This is a genomic window from Streptomyces olivaceoviridis, from assembly GCF_014650115.1.
Taxonomy (GTDB): domain Bacteria; phylum Actinomycetota; class Actinomycetes; order Streptomycetales; family Streptomycetaceae; genus Streptomyces; species Streptomyces olivaceoviridis.
The window spans coordinates 1-16619 of record NZ_BMUI01000034.1 but is presented as its reverse complement, the minus strand read 5'-3'; the positions used below and the strand labels follow the sequence as shown (position 1 = coordinate 16619).

Annotated in this window: 12 protein-coding genes and 4 pseudogenes; 13 read left to right on the top strand and 3 right to left on the bottom strand. The window is 70.4% G+C overall.

Annotated elements, in window-relative coordinates; genetic code table 11:
• Positions 1-664: 664 nt before the first annotated feature.
• The 9 genes and pseudogenes from IE273_RS37355 to IE273_RS37315 all read left to right on the top strand — a co-directional run.
• Positions 665-1534, top strand: coding sequence for an SDR family NAD(P)-dependent oxidoreductase (locus IE273_RS37355; RefSeq protein ID WP_229887923.1), 870 nt, complete (start codon positions 665-667; stop codon positions 1532-1534).
• 172 nt (positions 1535-1706) lie between these two features.
• Positions 1707-3962 (top strand): MMPL family transporter, encoded by a 2256-nt coding sequence (locus IE273_RS37350; protein ID WP_189819571.1) that lies wholly within the window; start codon positions 1707-1709, stop codon positions 3960-3962.
• Positions 3963-4150: 188 nt separating this feature from the next.
• Positions 4151-5449, top strand: a complete 1299-nt coding sequence (locus IE273_RS37345) for a sensor histidine kinase (protein ID WP_189819570.1) — start codon at positions 4151-4153, stop codon at positions 5447-5449.
• Positions 5446-6123 (top strand): response regulator, encoded by a 678-nt coding sequence (locus IE273_RS37340; protein ID WP_189819569.1) that lies wholly within the window; start codon positions 5446-5448, stop codon positions 6121-6123. Before IE273_RS37345 ends, IE273_RS37340 begins: the two co-directional genes overlap by 4 nt.
• Before the next feature lie 233 nt (positions 6124-6356).
• A complete protein-coding gene (locus tag IE273_RS37335; RefSeq protein WP_058084378.1) occupies positions 6357-6554 on the top strand; it encodes a ferredoxin in 198 nt (65 codons plus the stop codon).
• Complete coding sequence (locus IE273_RS37330) at positions 6551-7756, top strand: NAD(P)/FAD-dependent oxidoreductase (protein WP_189819568.1); 1206 nt, start codon at positions 6551-6553, stop codon at positions 7754-7756. The genes IE273_RS37335 and IE273_RS37330 overlap by 4 nt, the downstream gene beginning before the upstream one ends.
• A gap of 11 nt (positions 7757-7767) precedes the next feature.
• Positions 7768-8994, top strand: coding sequence for a cytochrome P450 (locus tag IE273_RS37325; RefSeq protein ID WP_189819567.1), 1227 nt, complete (start codon positions 7768-7770; stop codon positions 8992-8994).
• Positions 8995-9252: 258 nt separating this feature from the next.
• On the top strand, positions 9253-10527 hold the full coding sequence (locus tag IE273_RS37320) for a metallophosphoesterase (RefSeq protein ID WP_189819566.1): 1275 nt from the start codon (positions 9253-9255) through the stop codon (positions 10525-10527).
• A gap of 122 nt (positions 10528-10649) precedes the next feature.
• Positions 10650-10910 (top strand): annotated as a pseudogene (locus tag IE273_RS37315) (transposase); the annotation flags it as partial.
• A 52-nt stretch (positions 10911-10962) separates the two neighbouring features.
• Here the strand turns inward: IE273_RS37315 and IE273_RS37310 are convergent.
• The gene (locus IE273_RS37310) at positions 10963-11892 is read right to left on the bottom strand and encodes a LysR family transcriptional regulator (RefSeq protein ID WP_189819565.1); all 930 of its coding nucleotides are present in this window, start codon (positions 11890-11892) and stop codon (positions 10963-10965) included.
• A gap of 114 nt (positions 11893-12006) precedes the next feature.
• Here IE273_RS37310 and IE273_RS37305 point away from each other — a divergent pair, with 114 nt between their 5' ends.
• Together IE273_RS37305 and IE273_RS45545 are read left to right on the top strand one after the other, a co-directional pair.
• Positions 12007-12534: a DapH/DapD/GlmU-related protein gene (locus IE273_RS37305; protein ID WP_189819605.1), complete on the top strand. Its 528-nt coding sequence runs from the start codon at positions 12007-12009 to the stop codon at positions 12532-12534.
• 150 nt (positions 12535-12684) lie between these two features.
• A pseudogene (locus IE273_RS45545) lies at positions 12685-12810 on the top strand (DUF8841 domain-containing protein); the annotation flags it as partial.
• Between the two features lie 854 nt (positions 12811-13664).
• Here the strand turns inward: IE273_RS45545 and IE273_RS37300 are convergent.
• Positions 13665-14333: a nitroreductase gene (locus tag IE273_RS37300; protein ID WP_189819564.1), complete on the bottom strand. Its 669-nt coding sequence runs from the start codon at positions 14331-14333 to the stop codon at positions 13665-13667.
• A 132-nt stretch (positions 14334-14465) separates the two neighbouring features.
• Positions 14466-15128 (bottom strand): annotated as a pseudogene (locus IE273_RS37295) (IS256 family transposase); the annotation flags it as partial.
• A gap of 210 nt (positions 15129-15338) precedes the next feature.
• On the opposite strand from IE273_RS37295, the pseudogene IE273_RS37290 reads away from it, so the two are divergent.
• Together IE273_RS37290 and IE273_RS45350 are read left to right on the top strand one after the other, a co-directional pair.
• Positions 15339-15767: pseudogene (locus IE273_RS37290) on the top strand (site-specific integrase); the annotation flags it as partial.
• Between the two features lie 76 nt (positions 15768-15843).
• Entirely contained in the window at positions 15844-16464 is a 621-nt protein-coding gene (locus IE273_RS45350; RefSeq protein ID WP_373309457.1) for a hypothetical protein, read from the top strand.
• Positions 16465-16619: the final 155 nt, after the last annotated feature.

Genomic DNA, 16619 nt, shown 5'->3' with positions numbered 1-16619 from the left:
GAGGGCTTCGTCGAGACGACCGCGGTCGACTACCTGAGCCCGTTCGCGCTGACCCAGGCCCTCACCGGCCTGCTCACGGCCCCGGGGCGCGACGCCGCCCGGCCGGCGCGGATCAGCAACGTCGCCGCCGGCGGGGGCTACTTCTCCGTGTGCGACGCCGGGCTGCCGCGATGCCCGGAACCCGGCCGCGCCCCCGCCATCCAGGCAGGGCTGTGGGAAGCGGCCGAGGCACTCCTCACCGATGGTGCCGTGGCGCCGTAGCCATGACCGAGATACTCCCGCCCGGCACCTGCCGGTTCGAGGGGCGGTCGGTTCGTGGGTGAGCGGCCATCTGCGCATCCTCCGGCTGCCGCCGGCGGCCGGTTCCGCCTGAGTCGGTGTACTGGTCGACGCGCCCCGTCGGACGTGGAGGCGCCCGCGACCTCGACCGCCATGGCGCTGTGGTGGTTGATCGGGCGCACGTAGCCGCCGGTCGAGTCCGCCAGGGAGAACCGCTGGCGGGTCCCGTTGGCGTCGTCCCGCTGCCGGACGGATTCCGGCGCCCCTTCGCGGCAGTCCTGCTCTGTTCACGGCCCTTCCGGCGGTGATCACTTCGTGCCGGCCCATGGTGTCGGGTAGGCTCCGGCGAAGAAGTAATGAGGTACCTCACAAATGGAGGGAAGTCATGGACCGCCCCGTTGCCGTGATCACCGGAGCCACCTCCGGTCTGGGTCGCGTCGCCGCCCTCGACCTGGCCGACCGCGGCTACCGCGTCGGTGTGGTGGCCCGCTCCCGCACCAAGGCCGACGCCCTCGTGGCCGAGCTGACGGCGGTGGCCGGTGATGTGCGGGTCGACGTCTTCCACGCGGACCTGGGCCTGGTCTCGCAGGCCCACCGGGTCGGCGAGGAGATCGCCGCGTACTACCCGCGGGTGGACGTGCTGGTCAACAACGCCGGACTGCACGCGTTCTCCCAGCGCATCACCGCCGAGGGCTTCGCGGAGATGACCGCGGTCAACTACCTGGGTCCGTTCGTCCTGACCCAGGCGCTGACCAGCAGGCTCCTGGCGTCGGCACCGTCGCGGATCGTCAACGTCGCCTCCGAGGCGTCCCGGCAGGCCAAGACGATCGCGCCGGCCGAGGACCTGCGCCACGTCGCCCCCTACACCCGCCGGGAGTCGATGTCCCTGTACGGGCGGACCAAGCTGATGACCATCATGTGGACGCAGGAACTCGCCCGGCACCTGGATCCTGCCAAGACCGCCGTCAACTGCTGCGACCCCGGCTTCAACGCCACCGGCCTGGGCCGGGACCTGCCCGGTTCCAGGATCCTCCAGGGCGTCCTGAACACGCTGCACGTCGGTGACCCGCGCAAGGGCGCCGGCATCATCGTCCGGCTGGCCACCGACCCCGCGTTCGCGCACACCAGCGGCGGTTACTTCTCCGTGCGGGACGCCAAGCCGCTGGAGTGCCCCGAGCCCGGCCGGGACCCCCGCATACAGAGGGAACTGTGGGACGAGACCGTGACGCTGCTGGCCGCGCACGCGGCCGACTGACGCCCGGTGGCTCCTCCTCGGGGATGACGTCGGCCGGTACCGGGGTACCGGCTGCGGCGCGAATTCCGCCTCAAGTAGCTCAAGCCGGGCGCATCCGCCTTCTACGTTGTGAGTCCGGAGCCTGACAGGCCCGCTTCACACATCCTCATTTCTCCTGGTGGGAGTAATTTTCGTGGCCACCCTCCTCTATCGGCTCGGCCGATTCGCCTTCCGGCGGCGCAGACTGGTGCTGCTGGCCTGGCTCGCGCTGTTGGTCGCCGCGGGCATCGGCGTCAGCAGCGTCTCCGGCAGCACGACGGACGACTTCACCCTTCCCGGCACCCAGTCGCAGCGTGCCATCGACCTGCTGGAGAAGGAGTTCCCGCAGGCCGCCGCCTCGGGTGCCACCGCCCGTGTGGTCATCGAGGCGGCGGACGGCGAGAGGCTGACGGCGGCCGCGCACAAGCCGCGGGCGGAGGCCCTGGTCGACGACTTGCGCAGGGCGCCGCAGGTGGCGAATGTCGTGGATCCCTTCTCCGGTGGTCTGGTGTCGGCTTCGGGCACCATCGCCTATGCCCAGGTCACCTACGCCGTACCGCCGGCGGAGATGTCCACCGCCGCCTCCGACGCGCTGCACGAGGTCGTGCGGCAGGGGGCCGAGGCGGGCCTGACCGTCAGCCTGGGCGGCAACGCGGTCGTGAACGACAGGGAGAGCAACGCCGGGGAACTCATCGGTCTGCTGGTCGCCGCGTTCGTGCTGGTGATCACCTTCGGTTCGCTGGTCGCGGCCGGGCTGCCGCTGCTGTCCGCGATCGTCGGCGTCGGGATCGCGCTGATCGGCGTCACCATCGCCTCGTCCTTCGTCGACATGGCCTCCAACGCGCGGACCTTGGCGCTGATGCTGGGTCTGGCGGTGGCCGTCGACTACGCGTTGTTCATCGTCTCCCGCTACCGCGGTGAGCTGCGCGAGGGGCACAAGCCGGAGGAGGCCGCGGGACGGGCCCTGGGGACGGCGGGTTCGGCGGTGGTGTTCGCCGGACTGACGGTGATCATCGCGCTGGTGGGTCTGTCCGTCATCGGCATCGCGATGCTGACCACCATGGGTCTGGCCGCGGCCTTCGCCATCATCATCGCGGTCCTGGTCGCCCTGACCCTGCTGCCGGCCCTGCTGGGCTTCACCGGCACCCGCGTGGCGGGCAGCCGTCTGTCCACCCCTCGCATGCGGGCCGTCCAGCGCGGCCGACGCACCTCGATGGGCGTGCGCTGGGGCCGCTTCGTCGCCCGCCACCCGGGGAAGATGCTGCTGGCCTCCGTCGTCGGCCTCGGTGTGCTGGCCCTCCCGGCACTGTCGCTGCGCCTGACCCTGCCCGACGACAGCATGGCCGCCCCCGGCAGCACCCAGCGCGTGGCCTACGACACGCTCAGCAAGGGCTTCGGGCCCGGCTTCAACGGCCCGCTGACCGTCGTGGTCGACGCGCGGGGCAGCGACGACGCGAAGGCCGCGGCCACGGACACCACCGCCATGCTGGACGGCCTCGGCGACATCGCCACCGTACGGCCCCCGGTCTTCAACCAGGCCGGTGACGTCGCCCTGATCACCGCGGTGCCGGGCAGCTCACCCACCAGCCGGGCGACGGCGGACCTGGTCGCCGAGATACGCGAGCGCAGCGGCACGGTGGAGAAGGACAGCGGCGCGCAGGTGATGGTGACCGGCACGACCGCGGTCAACATCGACGTCTCCGCCAAGCTCGGCGAGGCGATGGTGCCCTACCTGGCCATCGTCGTCGGCCTGGCCCTGGTCCTGCTGCTGGTGGTGTTCCGCTCGGTGCTCGTCCCGCTGAAGGCCGCCCTCGGCTTCCTGCTCAGCGTGGGCGCCACCCTCGGCGTGCTGGTGGCCGTGTTCCAGTGGGGCTGGCTGAAGGATCTCTTCGGGGTCGACGAGACCGCGCCCATCGTCAGCCTGCTGCCGATCCTGCTGATCGGTGTCGTCTTCGGGCTCGCCATGGACTACGAGGTGTTCCTCGTCGCCGGGATGCGCGAGGCGTACGTCCATGGCGCCTCGCCCACCGAAGCGGTCGTCACCGGCTTCCGGTACGGGGCCCGCGTCGTCACCGCCGCGGCCGTCATCATGATCTCGGTGTTCGCCGGATTCCTCCTCGACGATGTCGCCCTGGTCAAGTCCATCGGCATGGGCCTGGCCACCGCGGTCCTCTTCGACGCCTTCGTGGTCCGCATGACCATCGTCCCGGCCGTCATGACCCTGCTCCAGGACCGGGCCTGGTGGCTGCCCGCCTGGCTGGACCGCGTCCTGCCCGAGGTGGATATCGAGGGCGAGAAGCTGCGGCGCGTCCTCGACGCCCGCGACCGAGGCGGCCATGTGCCCACCCCCGCCGGCCAGGGACTTCCCCCTGTCGGCCAGGAACCGGCCGCGCCGGCCCCGCTCGGCTAGGCGGACCTCGACCCCGTCCGTCGGCCCTTCCCCCGAGGGCCGGCGGGCGGTCCCCGGACCCCGGCAGCGGAGGTCGCCGCCCTGCCCTCCCGGCCGGACCGGCCGTCCGGGACCCTCACACCCCTGCCCGCAGGCACACCCCCGAAGTCCGGCGGGCGGCCTGCCCCGGAGCGCGAAGGCCATCTGTCATGACCGACCCGACCACCCCGGCGTCCGCACACCGGACTGCCGCGCACACCTCCCGGCTGCCGCAGTCGCTGACCAGCGACCCGGACCAGCGTGTCACGGTGTCGATCATCAGCGGGCTGGCCGCGTGGCGGATGCTTGACCGGCACCACCCGCATGTGCGGCGGTGGGCCGTGCCCGCGTTCTGCGCCGTGTTGGGCCTGCCCTCGCTGCTGAACCCGGCAAATCGCGCCCATCTGCCCGGCGAGATCGCCCTCACGCTCGCCTACACCGTGCCCCTGCTGTGGCGCGAGCACCGCCCCGGCCCGGTCTTCGCCCTGACGACCATCGCCTCGCTGCTGGCCCTGCCCCTGCACGTCCTCAACGGCGCCGATGCCGCACGGATCGTCGCGCTCTACAACGTCGGCCGCTACGGCACCCCGCGTCAGCTGGCCGCCGCCTGCACCGTCACGGCGGCCCAACTCATCGTGTGGGCCTGGACGTTCTGGGACAGCGGCTACCTGCGGCACGCCAAACGGCCCGAGATGATCACCGTCCTCGCCATGCTGGCTGTCACCGCCTGCGCGGGACTCGCCCTGACCGGCCGCCTGGCCAAGGCCTACATCGTGGCCCTGGAGACCGAGCGGGACCAGCAGGCCCGTCTGGTGGCCGCGCAGGAACGCACCCGGGTCTCGCGGGAGATGCACGACATCCTCGGCCACACCCTCGCCGTGATCGTCGGCCTGGCCGACGGGGCCGCAGCCCTTGCCAAGACCCGCCCCGAACGCTCCGCCGACACCCTGCACCTCATCGCCGACAGCGGTCGCGAAGCCCTGGCGGAGCTGCGCCACCTGCTCACCGTCGTCGATGACCGTGTTCCCGACACGGCGGACGCCCCCCTCGCCCCGCAGCCGACCCTGGGGGACCTCACCGCGCTGCTGAACCGTGTGCGGGCCGCCGGCCCCGCCGCCACGCTGCGCACCGACGGCGACCTGACCACGCTCGGCAAGGGAGTGCAGCTCACCGCTTACCGCATCGTCCAGGAGGCCCTCACGAACACCCTCAAGCACGCGGCCGTCGACACCCGCGTCACGGTGGATGTCGGCACCGACGGCGGCACCGTGCACGTCACCGTCGAGGACTCCGGCCCGGCACGCCGCGCCACCGCCGAACACCCCGGTGGGCAGGGCCTGGTCGGCATGCGTCAGCGCGCCGCCCTGTACCGGGGCCATGTCACCGCCGGCCCCACCGTCTCGGGGGGCTGGCGCGTCCACACCACCCTCAACGCCTCCACCGGCGCAAGGGAGAAGCACAGCACATGACCACCGTCCTCATCGTCGACGACCAGACCCTGCAACGGCTGGGCTTTCGCATGCTGCTCGAAGCCCAGCCCGACATGACCGTCGTCGGCGAAGCCGCCCACGGACACGACGCCGTCCGCATGACCGCCGAACTCCGCCCCGACGTCGTCCTGATGGACGTCCGCATGCCCGGCCTCAACGGCATCGAGGCCACCCGCCGCATCGTCGACTCCGGTGGCCGCTCCCGGGTCCTGGTCCTGACCACCTTCGACCTCGACGAGTACGCCTACGAAGCCCTGCGCGCGGGCGCGGCGGGGTTCTTCCTCAAGGACGCCCGACCCGAGGAACTCGTCGTCGGCATCCGGTCCGTGGCCGCCGGCGACTGCGTCATCTCACCCAGTCTGACCCGCAGACTGATCGACGCCTTCACCAGCACGCACTCCCGGCAGCACCCGCCCGCCCCCCGGCTCACGCGCGATCAACAGCGCCGGCTCGCCGAGCTGACCGAACGGGAACGGGAGGTCCTCACCGCGGTGGCCACCGGATGGTCCAACGTCGAGATCGCCGCCGAACTCCATCTGGCCGAATCCACCGTCAAGTCGCACGTCAGCCGCGTTCTGGCCAAGCTCGGCGTCCGCGACCGCGTGCAGGCGGTCATCTTCGCCTACGACGTCGGCCTGGCCCGCCCGGACTGATCCCGCGCACCGCGGCCCGCCCGGCATGCCGGTCGCGCACCGTACCCGTGGTCACCGTCTTCACCCCTTCCTCACCAATTGATGAGGTACCACACTATATGCTGTAGTTCATGAGGTGCCTCACTGATTGGGGCCGCCCTCCGACGCCCCCCGTGCCGGTGCCCCGTGCCCCCACTCCCGGGCGGCTCCGACGCCGCAGCCGTACCTCCAGCCGAAAGCGAGGAACCTTGCACATGAAGGTCCACATCGACGAACACAAGTGCGTGGCCAGCGGACAGTGCGTACTCGTCGCCCCGGACGTGTTCGATCAGCGTGACGAGGACGGCGTCGCCGTCCTGCTCGACGACTCGCCGACGCCCGACAAGGCCGGGCAGATCCAGGAAGCGGTCGTCATCTGCCCGGGCGCGGCCATCCGCCTGGACCGGGCATGAGGCGAGTGGTGGTGGTCGGCGCCTCGGCCGCCGGGCTGGCCACCGCAGCCGCCCTCCGGCAGCAGGGCTTCGGCGGCCTGATCACCATGATCGGCGATGAGCCCCATCTGCCGTACGACCGGCCGCCGTTGTCCAAACAGGTCCTGACCGGACAGTGGGACGCCGAACGCCTCCTGCTGCGTCCGGAGTCGGACCTCAAGGCCATGAACCTGGACCTCAGGCTCGGAGTGTCCGCGACCGCCGTCGACCGGACGGCTCGCACCGTCACCCTGGCCCACGGCGGCACAGTGCCCTACGACGCCCTGGTCATCGCCACCGGCGTACGACCACGCCTCTTACCGGGCGGGCACGGCAGACCGGGCGTGCATGTGCTGCGCACCCGGGAGGACGCCCTCGCGCTGCGCGACCGCCTCGGCGACGGCCGCCGCCTGGTGATCATCGGGGGCGGATTCCTCGGCACCGAAGTGGCCGCCGCCGCACGGCAGCGGGGCGCCGATGTCACCATCGTGGAGTCCGGGGCCGAGCCGCTGGCGCGGATCATCGGCCGTGCGGCGGGCCGGTTCATCACCGGCATCCACCGCGACCGCGGCGTGCGGATCCTCACCGGCCTCAAGGCGGAGACCTTCGACACCGCCGACGGTGCCGTGACCGGCGTCCGGCTGGACGACGGTCGTACCCTGCCGGCCGACGACGTGCTGGTCGCCACCGGCTCCGTGCCCAACACCGACTGGCTGCGCGGCAGCGGACTCGACATCGACGACGGCCTGCTCTGCGACGCCCACGGCCGCTGCGCACCCGGCATCCACGCGGCGGGCGATGTCGCCCGCTGGTTCAACCCGCTCTTCGGCCGCGCGATTCGGGTGGAGCACCGTACGAGCGCGTCCGAACAGGGCATCGCCGTCGCCCGCGACCTTCTCACCCCCGCCACCCCGCAGCCCGCCGCGCCCGTGCCCTACTTCTGGACCGACCAGTACGAGGTGAAGGTGCAGTCTCACGGATACCTGCCCGGGCACGAGGAGAGCGCGGTCCTCGACGGCGACCTGGCCGAGGGGCGGGCCCTGATCGGCTACCGCCGAGGCCGCCACCTGACCGGTGTGCTCGCCATCGGCATGCCCGCCAAGGACGTCCGGCCCTGGCGCGCCGCCGTGGCCCGCCGCACCGAATGGGCCGCCGTGACATCCGCACCGACACCCGCACGATGAACGGAGGATCCATGACCCCCCACGACCACGCGTGTCTCCCGCCCCGCTTTCCTCAGGCGCGGCCGTCCGAGTGCCCGTTCGACCCGCCGCAGGACTACCAGGACTGGCGGCGGCGCGACGGGCTCCAGCGCGCCACGCTGTGGAACGGCTCCACCGCCTGGGTGGTGACCCGCTACGAGGACATCCGTGCCGTCCTGAGCGACCCGCGCGTCAGCGCCGATGCCCGCAACCCCGGTATGCCCCGCCTCTCGCCCGCCGGCGAGGACAGGACGGACCAGGAGCCCCCCTTCGTCCGCCTGGACGATCCCGAGCACGCCCGCCAACGCCGCATGCTCACCGCGGACTTCACCGCCAAACAGGCCGCTGCCCTGCGCCCCCAGGTGCAGCGACTCGTCGACGAAGCCCTCGACGAGATGGTCCGGAAGGGGCCGCCGGCGGATCTCCTGACCGACTTCGCCCTGCCCGTACCCTCCCGGGTGATCGCCGTACTGCTCGGCGTCCCCTACGACGACCACCCCTTCTTCCAGTCCTGCAGCAACAAGCTGCTGGACATGTCGCTGCCCGCGGAGGAAGTACGCGCCACCAGCCAGGCGTTCGGCACCTACCTCTACACGCTGGTCGAGAGCAAAGCCGCCGAGCCGGGTGACGACCTGCTCAGCCGCCTGCTCGCCGAGCGGGTCGAAACCGGCGAGCTGACCCGGCAGCAACTGGTCTCCATGGCCCTGCTCATGCTGATCGCCGGGCACGAGACAACCGCCAACACCATCGCCCTGGGCACGCTCGCCCTGCTGCGCCACCCCGAGCAACTCGCCCTCCTGCGCGACACCGAGGACCCGGCCGTCATAGCCCGGGCCATCGAAGAACTGCTGCGCTACCTGTCGGTCGTCGAGAACGTCGTCGTCCGGGTCGCCGTCGACGACTTCACGCTCGCGGGAGAACAGATCCGGGCCGGCGACGGCCTCATCATCAGTCTCCCGGCGGGCAACCGCGACACCGCGCTCCTGCCCGACCGGCCGAACGCCCTCGACATCACCCACAACGCCCGCGCCCACCTGGCCTTCGGCTTCGGGGTCCACCAGTGCCTGGGGCAGAACCTCGCCCGGACGGAACTGCAGGTGGCCATCCCCTCGCTGCTGCGCCGCCTGCCCTCCCTGGCCCTCGCCGTCCCCTTCGAGGAGGTCTCCTTCCGGCAGCAGATGTCCGTCTACGGCGTCACCCGGCTGCCCGTCACCTGGTGAATCCACTCGCCGGTACGTCCGCGGTCTGACCAATCCGCACCCGTTCGACGAGTCACTTCATCGAACGGGTGCGGGTACCGGACGGGAGACGGGCCCAGGCGGGGTCCGTCCCGCCCCCGCGGACACCTGCGCAGGTGCACCCATGTTCGTGCCAACCCACGCCCCCTCTCGGAGCAACCGCGTCCCCATGCCCAGGTACCCCCGCCCCACCCGCCGCCCAGGCGCCCGCGCCGCGGCCCGCACTCCCGCGACAGCGATATGAGCGGCCTCCCGCAGGAAGCCGCCGTCGCCGGCACGAGCATCGTGGTCGCGGCCGTCGCGCACCGCTACCTCTACGTGCGGCTCGTCAAGAACACCACGGCCTCACCACGGCTGCGCCGCTGCGGGCGGCTCACCGCGGTGGCGCTGACCGTGCTGGTCCCCGCCGGTGTCCTGGCCGCCCAGTACGCCGACCCCACCCGTATCGCCTGGTTCGTCCGGCCGGTGTTCACCTGGGTCGCCTGTGCCGTCTACCTCCTTCTCGTCCTCGCCGTCCTCGAAGTTCCGATGCGCCTGGCAGCACGTTCGTCAACCCGGTCCACCCACGCGCCCGCCGCCGCGCCCGCACCGCGAGCCGCGGACACGCACCGGCCCCGGCCCGGCCCGGCGACGCACCAGGCGGAACCCGCCGAGGCCGTCGCACCCCCCGACGCACCGACGATGGCCGATCGGCGCCTCGTGCTCGCCCGCTCGGTCGCCCTGCTGGCCGCGGCGACCGCCACCGCCACGACCGGCTACGGCTTCCACCGCGGCCTGGGACCACCCGACATCAAAACCGTGCCCATCACCCTGCGCCGACTCCACCCGTCCCTCGACGGCATGCGCATCACCATGGCCGGCGACCTCCACCTGGGCCCCTTCTTCGGCCGCGCCCACACCACCCGCAACGTCCGATTGATCAACAGCACCTCTCCCGACCTCGTCGCGATCGTGGGAGATCTCTCCGACGGCAGCGCCGAGGACCTCGCCGGCCATGCGGAGCCACTGGCACGCCTGCGCTCCACACACGGCACGTTCTTCGTCACCGGCAACCATGACTACCGCTACGACGCCGACGCCTGGATCGACACCCTCACCGGCTTCGGTGTCAGGACCCTGCGCAACACCCGCACCCTGATCACCCACCGCGGCGGAGCCCTCGACCTCGCCGGCGTCACCGACATCGAAGGCGAACGAGCCCACGACGCCCCGGACTACGGCAAAGCCCTCGCCGACCGGGATCGCTCACACCCGACCATCCTCCTCGCCCACCAGCCCGTCCAGGTGTACGAGGCGGCCCGGCACGGCGTGGATCTCCAGCTCTCCGGGCACACCCACGGCGGAGGCTTCTTCCCCGGAAACCTGCTCGTCCCCCTGACCCAGCCGGTCACGGCGGGCCTGGCCACCTTCGGCACCACCCAGCTCTACGTCTCACGCGGAGTCGGAGCCTCGCTCCCGCCGATCCGGGTCGGAGCCCCACCGGACATCACGGTGATCGAACTGCGCAGCGCCTGATCCGTCCAGCGGTCCTGCGGCGCTCTCAGGAGGCGTTCGCCCCGGCGTGCGTGCCCGTGTGTGTTCCTGCTGTTCGCCCTCTTCATGAATGGTGCACTCCGTGCCGCCGCAATACCAGGATCGCCCGACCGGGCATCGATGTCGAGGTGGTGCAGCGGCCACGGGCGAAGGGGTTCGAGCCGCTGCCGAAACGGTGGGTGATCGGGCGGACCTTCGGCTGGCTGATGCAACACCGTCGCCTGGCGCGGGACTACGAAGCCCTCCCGCAGAGATCCCGGACAATGATCCACTGGGCGATGGCTAACACATTGTCCCGCGAGCTGACTGGAGAATCCGCACCAACCTGGCGAATCGAAACAGACATCCCGCCCGCATCGGCGTAAACACTGATCAGATGCTCGATAAGAGTGCGTCCCTGTTGATTCGGTCGCCTGGTCAGCGGTCTACCCAGTCCGGTGCCCACACGTCGTGCGCGGCTCGCGGGCCTGTGGTGCGCAGATGGTCGCGTAGCGCGGTCAGCACGGGGTGCCGGTCTCCGCTGCGGAACAGCAGCACGTGTGGGTAGACCGGGGTCGGGTCGTGCAGCGGGATGCGCCGTAGGTCGTGGGTCTGGGGCCACAGGTACCGGTCCCCGCTGCCGACGAGGGTGGCCAGCGAGGCCGAGTCGGCCAGCGCGTCCATCAGGGCCTCGTCACCGAAGTGGGGGCCGAGCGCGTCGACGCTCAGGCCGAAGGCCTCGGACAGCGCCTGGTAGAACGCCGCCCACTCCGTGCCTGGTCTGATCCCGGGGATCCAGATGCGGTGGCCGGCCAGGTCCGCAGGTCTGACCCAGGGCGCGTCGGACAGTGGGTGGTTGGGGCCGGCCAGGAGTTCCAGGGGTGCGTCCAGGAGTCGTTCGGTGCTGATCCCGGCCGGGACCTGGTCTGCCGGCAGGGCGCGGAAGGACGCGTCGATGGTCCCTTCGAGCACCGCCTGGGCGGCCTGGGCGGCGTTCTCCTTGCTCAGCGTGACCGCGTCCAGGTCCGTCTCGGGGCGGGAGCGGTAGAACCGGTAGACAGCCTGGGCCGGGGAGATGCGCCGATTGAGGACATCGACGCGCAAGGGACGGCTTCCGGGGCGCACGGATTGCTCGGCCTGCTCGATGGCCGCCAGGACCTTCTTGGCGTGCGGCAGGAAGACCTGCCCGTCCAGGCTCAGCCGGGAGCCTCGCGAGGTCCGCACCAGCAGCGTGACCTCGATGTGCTTCTCCAGGGCCGCGATCCGCTTGGAGACCGCCTGCTGGCTGATCCCCAGTTCGTCGGCCGCAGCCTGGAACTGGCCGGTCTCGGCGACGGCCACGAACGTCCGCAGCGCTTCAACATCCACGTCATCACCCTACTTCCACAACCATCGGTTGTGTCTAGTGCGGTTCCGGGTTGTTTGATCGAATGTACTGCGCGATGTTGGGATCAGCGCATGTCTACCCGCACAGAGCAGGTCATGTATGTCCGAACGCCTGAGTTCGCGCGTCACGCGGAGCGGATCGAGGAGGTCACCGATGCGACGTCTCGACTGAACATGCTTCCGTTCAGCGACAGCGAAGGCCGCACGGAACTACTTTCCGTTGTGTTCGGTGGCCCGCTGCCGGAATCGGTGGTGATCTACCCGCCGTTCTTCACCGAGCACGGGCTGAACACGACGTTCGGGGAGAACGTCTTCGTCAACCAGGGATGCACCTTCATGGACAGGGGAGGCATCCGTATCGGGAACGGCGTCATGATCGCCCCGAAGGTCAGCCTCATCACCGGAGGCCATCCACTGCCCTTGGCCGAGCGCCGCGAGTACCTCTCCTTCGCCCCGATCGTCATCGAGGACGATGTCTGGATCGGGACGGCTGCCGTGATCACGCAGGGGGTGACCATCGGTGCCGGTGCGGTGGTCGCTGCCGGTGCGGTGGTCACTCGTGATGTCCCTGCCGGCACTGTTGTCGCGGGAGTGCCCGCCCGGGTGATCAAGAAGGTCGACTGAGTCCGGCCGCGCTGCCGGGCCGGGTGCGCTGCACCTCTGGGGTCTCATCCTGATGCCTTGTCACGCCCGGCTGACCGACCGCCGGCGGGACTGCATCCGACCTCAGCTGCCCTCAACGCGCCGGTCGTCGTGGCGGGCCGTGGGCCGATCATCGTCCTGGACGTGCCCGCCAAGACGCTGCCGTCGCTGGTCGATTGGACGTTGACTGAGGCCAAGCTCGGCCAGGCCCGGCCGCACCGCCACGGCAAGGACGCCGACCCCGTACTCGTCCTCACCGGGTGGAGAAGGACGAGGCCACCGGCGAGTTCAGGCAGGCGTTCAACCATGACGCGCTCACTTGCAAGCCGCGAGCCCGTGGTCGGCCGGCTCGACGAAGGCCCCCACCGGGCGGCTCCTTCTGGAGATCCTCCCATTTCGCCGCCGCGGCGGCATGCTGGTGGGCCCGGCAAACCGTCGAGTTGACGTTCACGTCCCAGGAGAGGGGGCCCTTTGCGCCCGCCCCGGCCTGGAGCTGAGCGACGCTCACATGTCATCACGCTGTGACGTGGGCTAACGTCACCGTCTGTTATGCCGGGTCAGACGCCTGGCCAGCGCCCGTCGGGGCACCGACGAGGGAGTGCAGGGCGCGGATCAGGAGCGTGGCGTCCGGGCTGGAGAGGTGAGCGAGGAACCGGCGTTCCATCTCCTGGCGGGCGAATTCGGCGTCGCGAAGGCGCTCAAGTTCACTTTCGGGGCGAAACGATGGCGGGGCACCGTGCGCGGCGCGTCGCGGACGGGTCCCGACAGGGCCCAGCCGCCGTCGATCACCGTCTGGGTCATCGCCCGGCGCAGCCGGACGGCCTCACCCGGCTCACCCTGCGCGGCCGGCCGGTCGACGGCGACCGGGTGGGAGACCACGGGCGGCAAGTGGGGGATGACGCCAGGCCACATGGCATCCAGCGCCTGGGCGGCCGGGGCGAAAACGGGGCCGACGCAGGCGAGGGCATGCAGGTCGAAGAACTCCCAGCGGTCGAACAGCTTCGGCTCCCGGTTGGTCAGGGGGGAGTAATTGTCAAATCTTGTGGATCAGTGGGGCAGTTCCCCTCGTGACGACCTGCTGGTGGAGTCCTTGGACCTCGACCGTCCAGCGGTCACACTCCGATGAAGGTCACCATCTCGGTCAGGTCTGCCCGCCCGGTACGCAGGCGTGGCACGCCGTCCTTCTCGAACCCCACCGAGAGCCCGCAGAACAACACGAGCCTGTCATCGGCTCCGACCGCCTGGCTGACGGTCTTGCGGTACATGGTCCACATCACCTGGGGGCAACTGTGCAGCCCTTCCGCCCTCAGCAGCAGCATGACCGTCTGCAGGTACATCCCCGCGTCAGCCCACTGTCCGGCCCCCATCGTCCGGTCGAGGTAGCAGAACAGGACGACCGGCGCCCCGAACGCCTCCACGTTCAAGGTAGCGATCTTCCTGGGCCTGTCGGGGTCGTCGCGCTCGACCCCCAGGGCTTGGTATCGCTGGGCGGCCGCGGCCGAGAAGCGGTCCAGGTACGGCGATGTCAGTTCGGCCGGGTACATGGGGTACTCCCGCTCGTCGCCGGGGTCGTCCCCTGCCAGCGCCCTGGCCGTCGCGCGCCGCTTCAGTTCGGCCAAGGGCTCGCCGGTTACAACGTATACGTGCCACGGCTGGAGGTTCCCACTGGACGGAGCCCGCGTCGCCGCAGTCAGCACTCGTTCGAGTGTCTCCGTGGATACCGGCTGATCGCTGAACGCCCGCACGGCCCGGCGACTGTCGACAGCCTCATACACATCCACGTCTCCGCGTCCTTTCGCTCAACCGGGTTCCCTCTACCGACTTCAGCGGTCGGCGCCGGACGGACCTGCTACTGAAGGAGACCACGGACACAACGGAGTAATCGTCGATACCTGTGAAGCAGTTGAGCTCGGTCAGGCTGCGGCGGCCTCCTCGCGCTCGACCAGGATGCCGTTCTCGAACCTGGCGCCCGAGCGGACCAGGGCGACGAGGGGGGCACCGGTGATTGCGCGCCAGCGGGCCTGTGCTGACTCGACCAGCTTGAACACCATCGCCAGGGCCGCGGCTGGGCTGCCGGCTCCGCGGGTGACCTTGGTCCGCAGTTCGACCGTGGAGAACGTCGACTCGATCGGGTTCGTGGTTCGCGGGTAGATCCAGTGCTGGGCCGGGAAGTCGTAGAACGCCAGCAGTTCCTCCCGGTCGCCGGTGATCTTCGCGACGGCCTTGGGCCACTTCGCGCCGTAGGTCTTCGCGAACGCCTCGATCGCCTTCTCGGCGTGCGCGCGGTCCTCGGCGTTGTAGATCTCCTGCATCGCCTTCGTCGTGCCCGGCTGTGCGGACTTCGGCAAGGCGTTTGTGACATTTCGAGCCTTGTGCACCCAGCACCGCTGGTGACGGGCTACGGGGAACACCTCCCGCAGCGCCTTCCACAGGCCCATCGCATCGTCGCCGACGACGAGTTCGGGGTCGCGCATGCCGCGGCGGCGGCAGTCGCGCAGCAGGTCGGCCCATGACTCGGTGGACTCCCGTAGCCCCTCCGCGAGCGCGATCAGCTCCTTGGTGCCGTCCAGCCGCACCCGAGACCGTCGCCGGCACACGCACATGCTCCTTCCCGGCGCTGTGTGGCTGCTTGCGGCGTTCAGGCGCCAACCAACTCCGAGCGGCGATCAAGGGTCTTCCAGGCGCTCACAGCGGCGTACAGCGCCCTCGGGCGGCCATGAGTGCCGCTGATCGGCTGGAGGTCGGCGCTCGGGTCCGGCGCTGACGCTTCCCGGATGTGGACCTCTTGCGAGGACTTCGTGCTGGAGACCGTCTACTGGGGCGGGGGCGCCGGCACCGCCCGGCTCCTGCCCCGGCTGGTGCGCGGCCGTACCCTGCGGCCCCGTGTTCGTCACCCACCGCCGCCCTGGCCCGGGGAAGAGCCTCAGCCCGCGCGACGTATGCCCGGACACCGGCCTGGTCCGCCTCTCCTACGGTCGGGCCTGCGCCCTTCTCGATGAGCACACCGCCGTGCGTGGGCCGGGGACGGGCTGGGACCTTTACGAGTACTGCCATGGCGCACTGACGCACCTCGGCGAGCAGGGCGCCTCCCTGCTGATGCTGATGGCGAGGTCGCGGCACAAGAAGCCGGAGAACGTCCGCCGGCACTTCAAGTCGTCGCATGAGGCGATCTCGGAGCTGACCAGCCTCCTCGCACCGGCGATGCACGGCGCTGAGTCACCGGCCTGGGCCGAATGGGCGACCCGGCCCGGCGGCCCGCCTCCTGGTGGGGACTGCGGCGTTGATCCGGTTGTGGAACTGGGAATCGCGGAGTCGTCCGTCACGATCAAGACCCTGTCGGTGAATGGCAAGCGGATGCCGAAGGCGATCTACAGCCAGTTGCCGCAGCGCTCGTTGCTGGCCGACAGCGACTCTGAGGTGGTGGGCCGTTCCTGGGGCCGCGTGATGGACCCGAAGTGCTGCCACGACGCCCGGCGCAAGCCGCACTGGCACGTCCTGCACGAGCATGACGGCGAGCTGTTCGTCTGGGTGGCCCTGAAGCGGCGGGAGGACGCGCCCTGGCATTTACGGGACGGGGTGTACGAGCCGCGCTCGAAGGCTGGCACGGCGTTCCTGGACGCGTGCCTGCTGGAAACCCATCTGGGGGCCACGGACTTCTTCGAGGGCAAGGTCTTCAGTCTGGTCCGCGACGAGGAGGTGGTCACCACGATCGAAGGCGTCAAGGTCTGCCTGACGTGTTCGAGGGAGGCCAATACCCTCCGGGCAGCCAGGGAGAGGTGGCCGCACCGCTACACCAGCGTCGAGGATGCCGAGAAGGAGCTGCGGGCCGTGTACGAGAAGCGGGGCAAAGGCGCCCGCGACCTGTACCCGGAGCTGGTCGCGGACGTGAAGTTGGCTTGGCCTGCACCTTGATCTGCCGCCTGGCTTCGCTCACGTTTGGCGGCACCACTTGTGCATGAGTTCCGGTGGCAGTTGGTGATCATTCCGTCGAGAGATGTTCGCGAGTTTTGGTTCTGGTCCACTGCTTGTGGTGTGGTGACGGGTTGTCACGAGGTAGGGGCGTGATG

What these genes read in the sequence shown, in the direction of transcription:
- IE273_RS37355 (WP_229887923.1), top strand. Translation starts at nt 665, where the DNA reads ATGGACCGCCCCGTTGCCGTGATCACCGGAGCCACCTCCGGTCTGGGT.
- IE273_RS37345 (WP_189819570.1), top strand. Translation starts at nt 4,151, where the DNA reads ATGACCGACCCGACCACCCCGGCGTCCGCACACCGGACTGCCGCGCAC.
- IE273_RS37340 (WP_189819569.1), top strand. Translation starts at nt 5,446, where the DNA reads ATGACCACCGTCCTCATCGTCGACGACCAGACCCTGCAACGGCTGGGC.
- IE273_RS37335 (WP_058084378.1), top strand. Translation starts at nt 6,357, where the DNA reads ATGAAGGTCCACATCGACGAACACAAGTGCGTGGCCAGCGGACAGTGC.
- IE273_RS37330 (WP_189819568.1), top strand. Translation starts at nt 6,551, where the DNA reads ATGAGGCGAGTGGTGGTGGTCGGCGCCTCGGCCGCCGGGCTGGCCACC.
- IE273_RS37325 (WP_189819567.1), top strand. Translation starts at nt 7,768, where the DNA reads ATGACCCCCCACGACCACGCGTGTCTCCCGCCCCGCTTTCCTCAGGCG.
- IE273_RS37320 (WP_189819566.1), top strand. Translation starts at nt 9,253, where the DNA reads ATGAGCGGCCTCCCGCAGGAAGCCGCCGTCGCCGGCACGAGCATCGTG.
- IE273_RS37305 (WP_189819605.1), top strand. Translation starts at nt 12,007, where the DNA reads ATGTATGTCCGAACGCCTGAGTTCGCGCGTCACGCGGAGCGGATCGAG.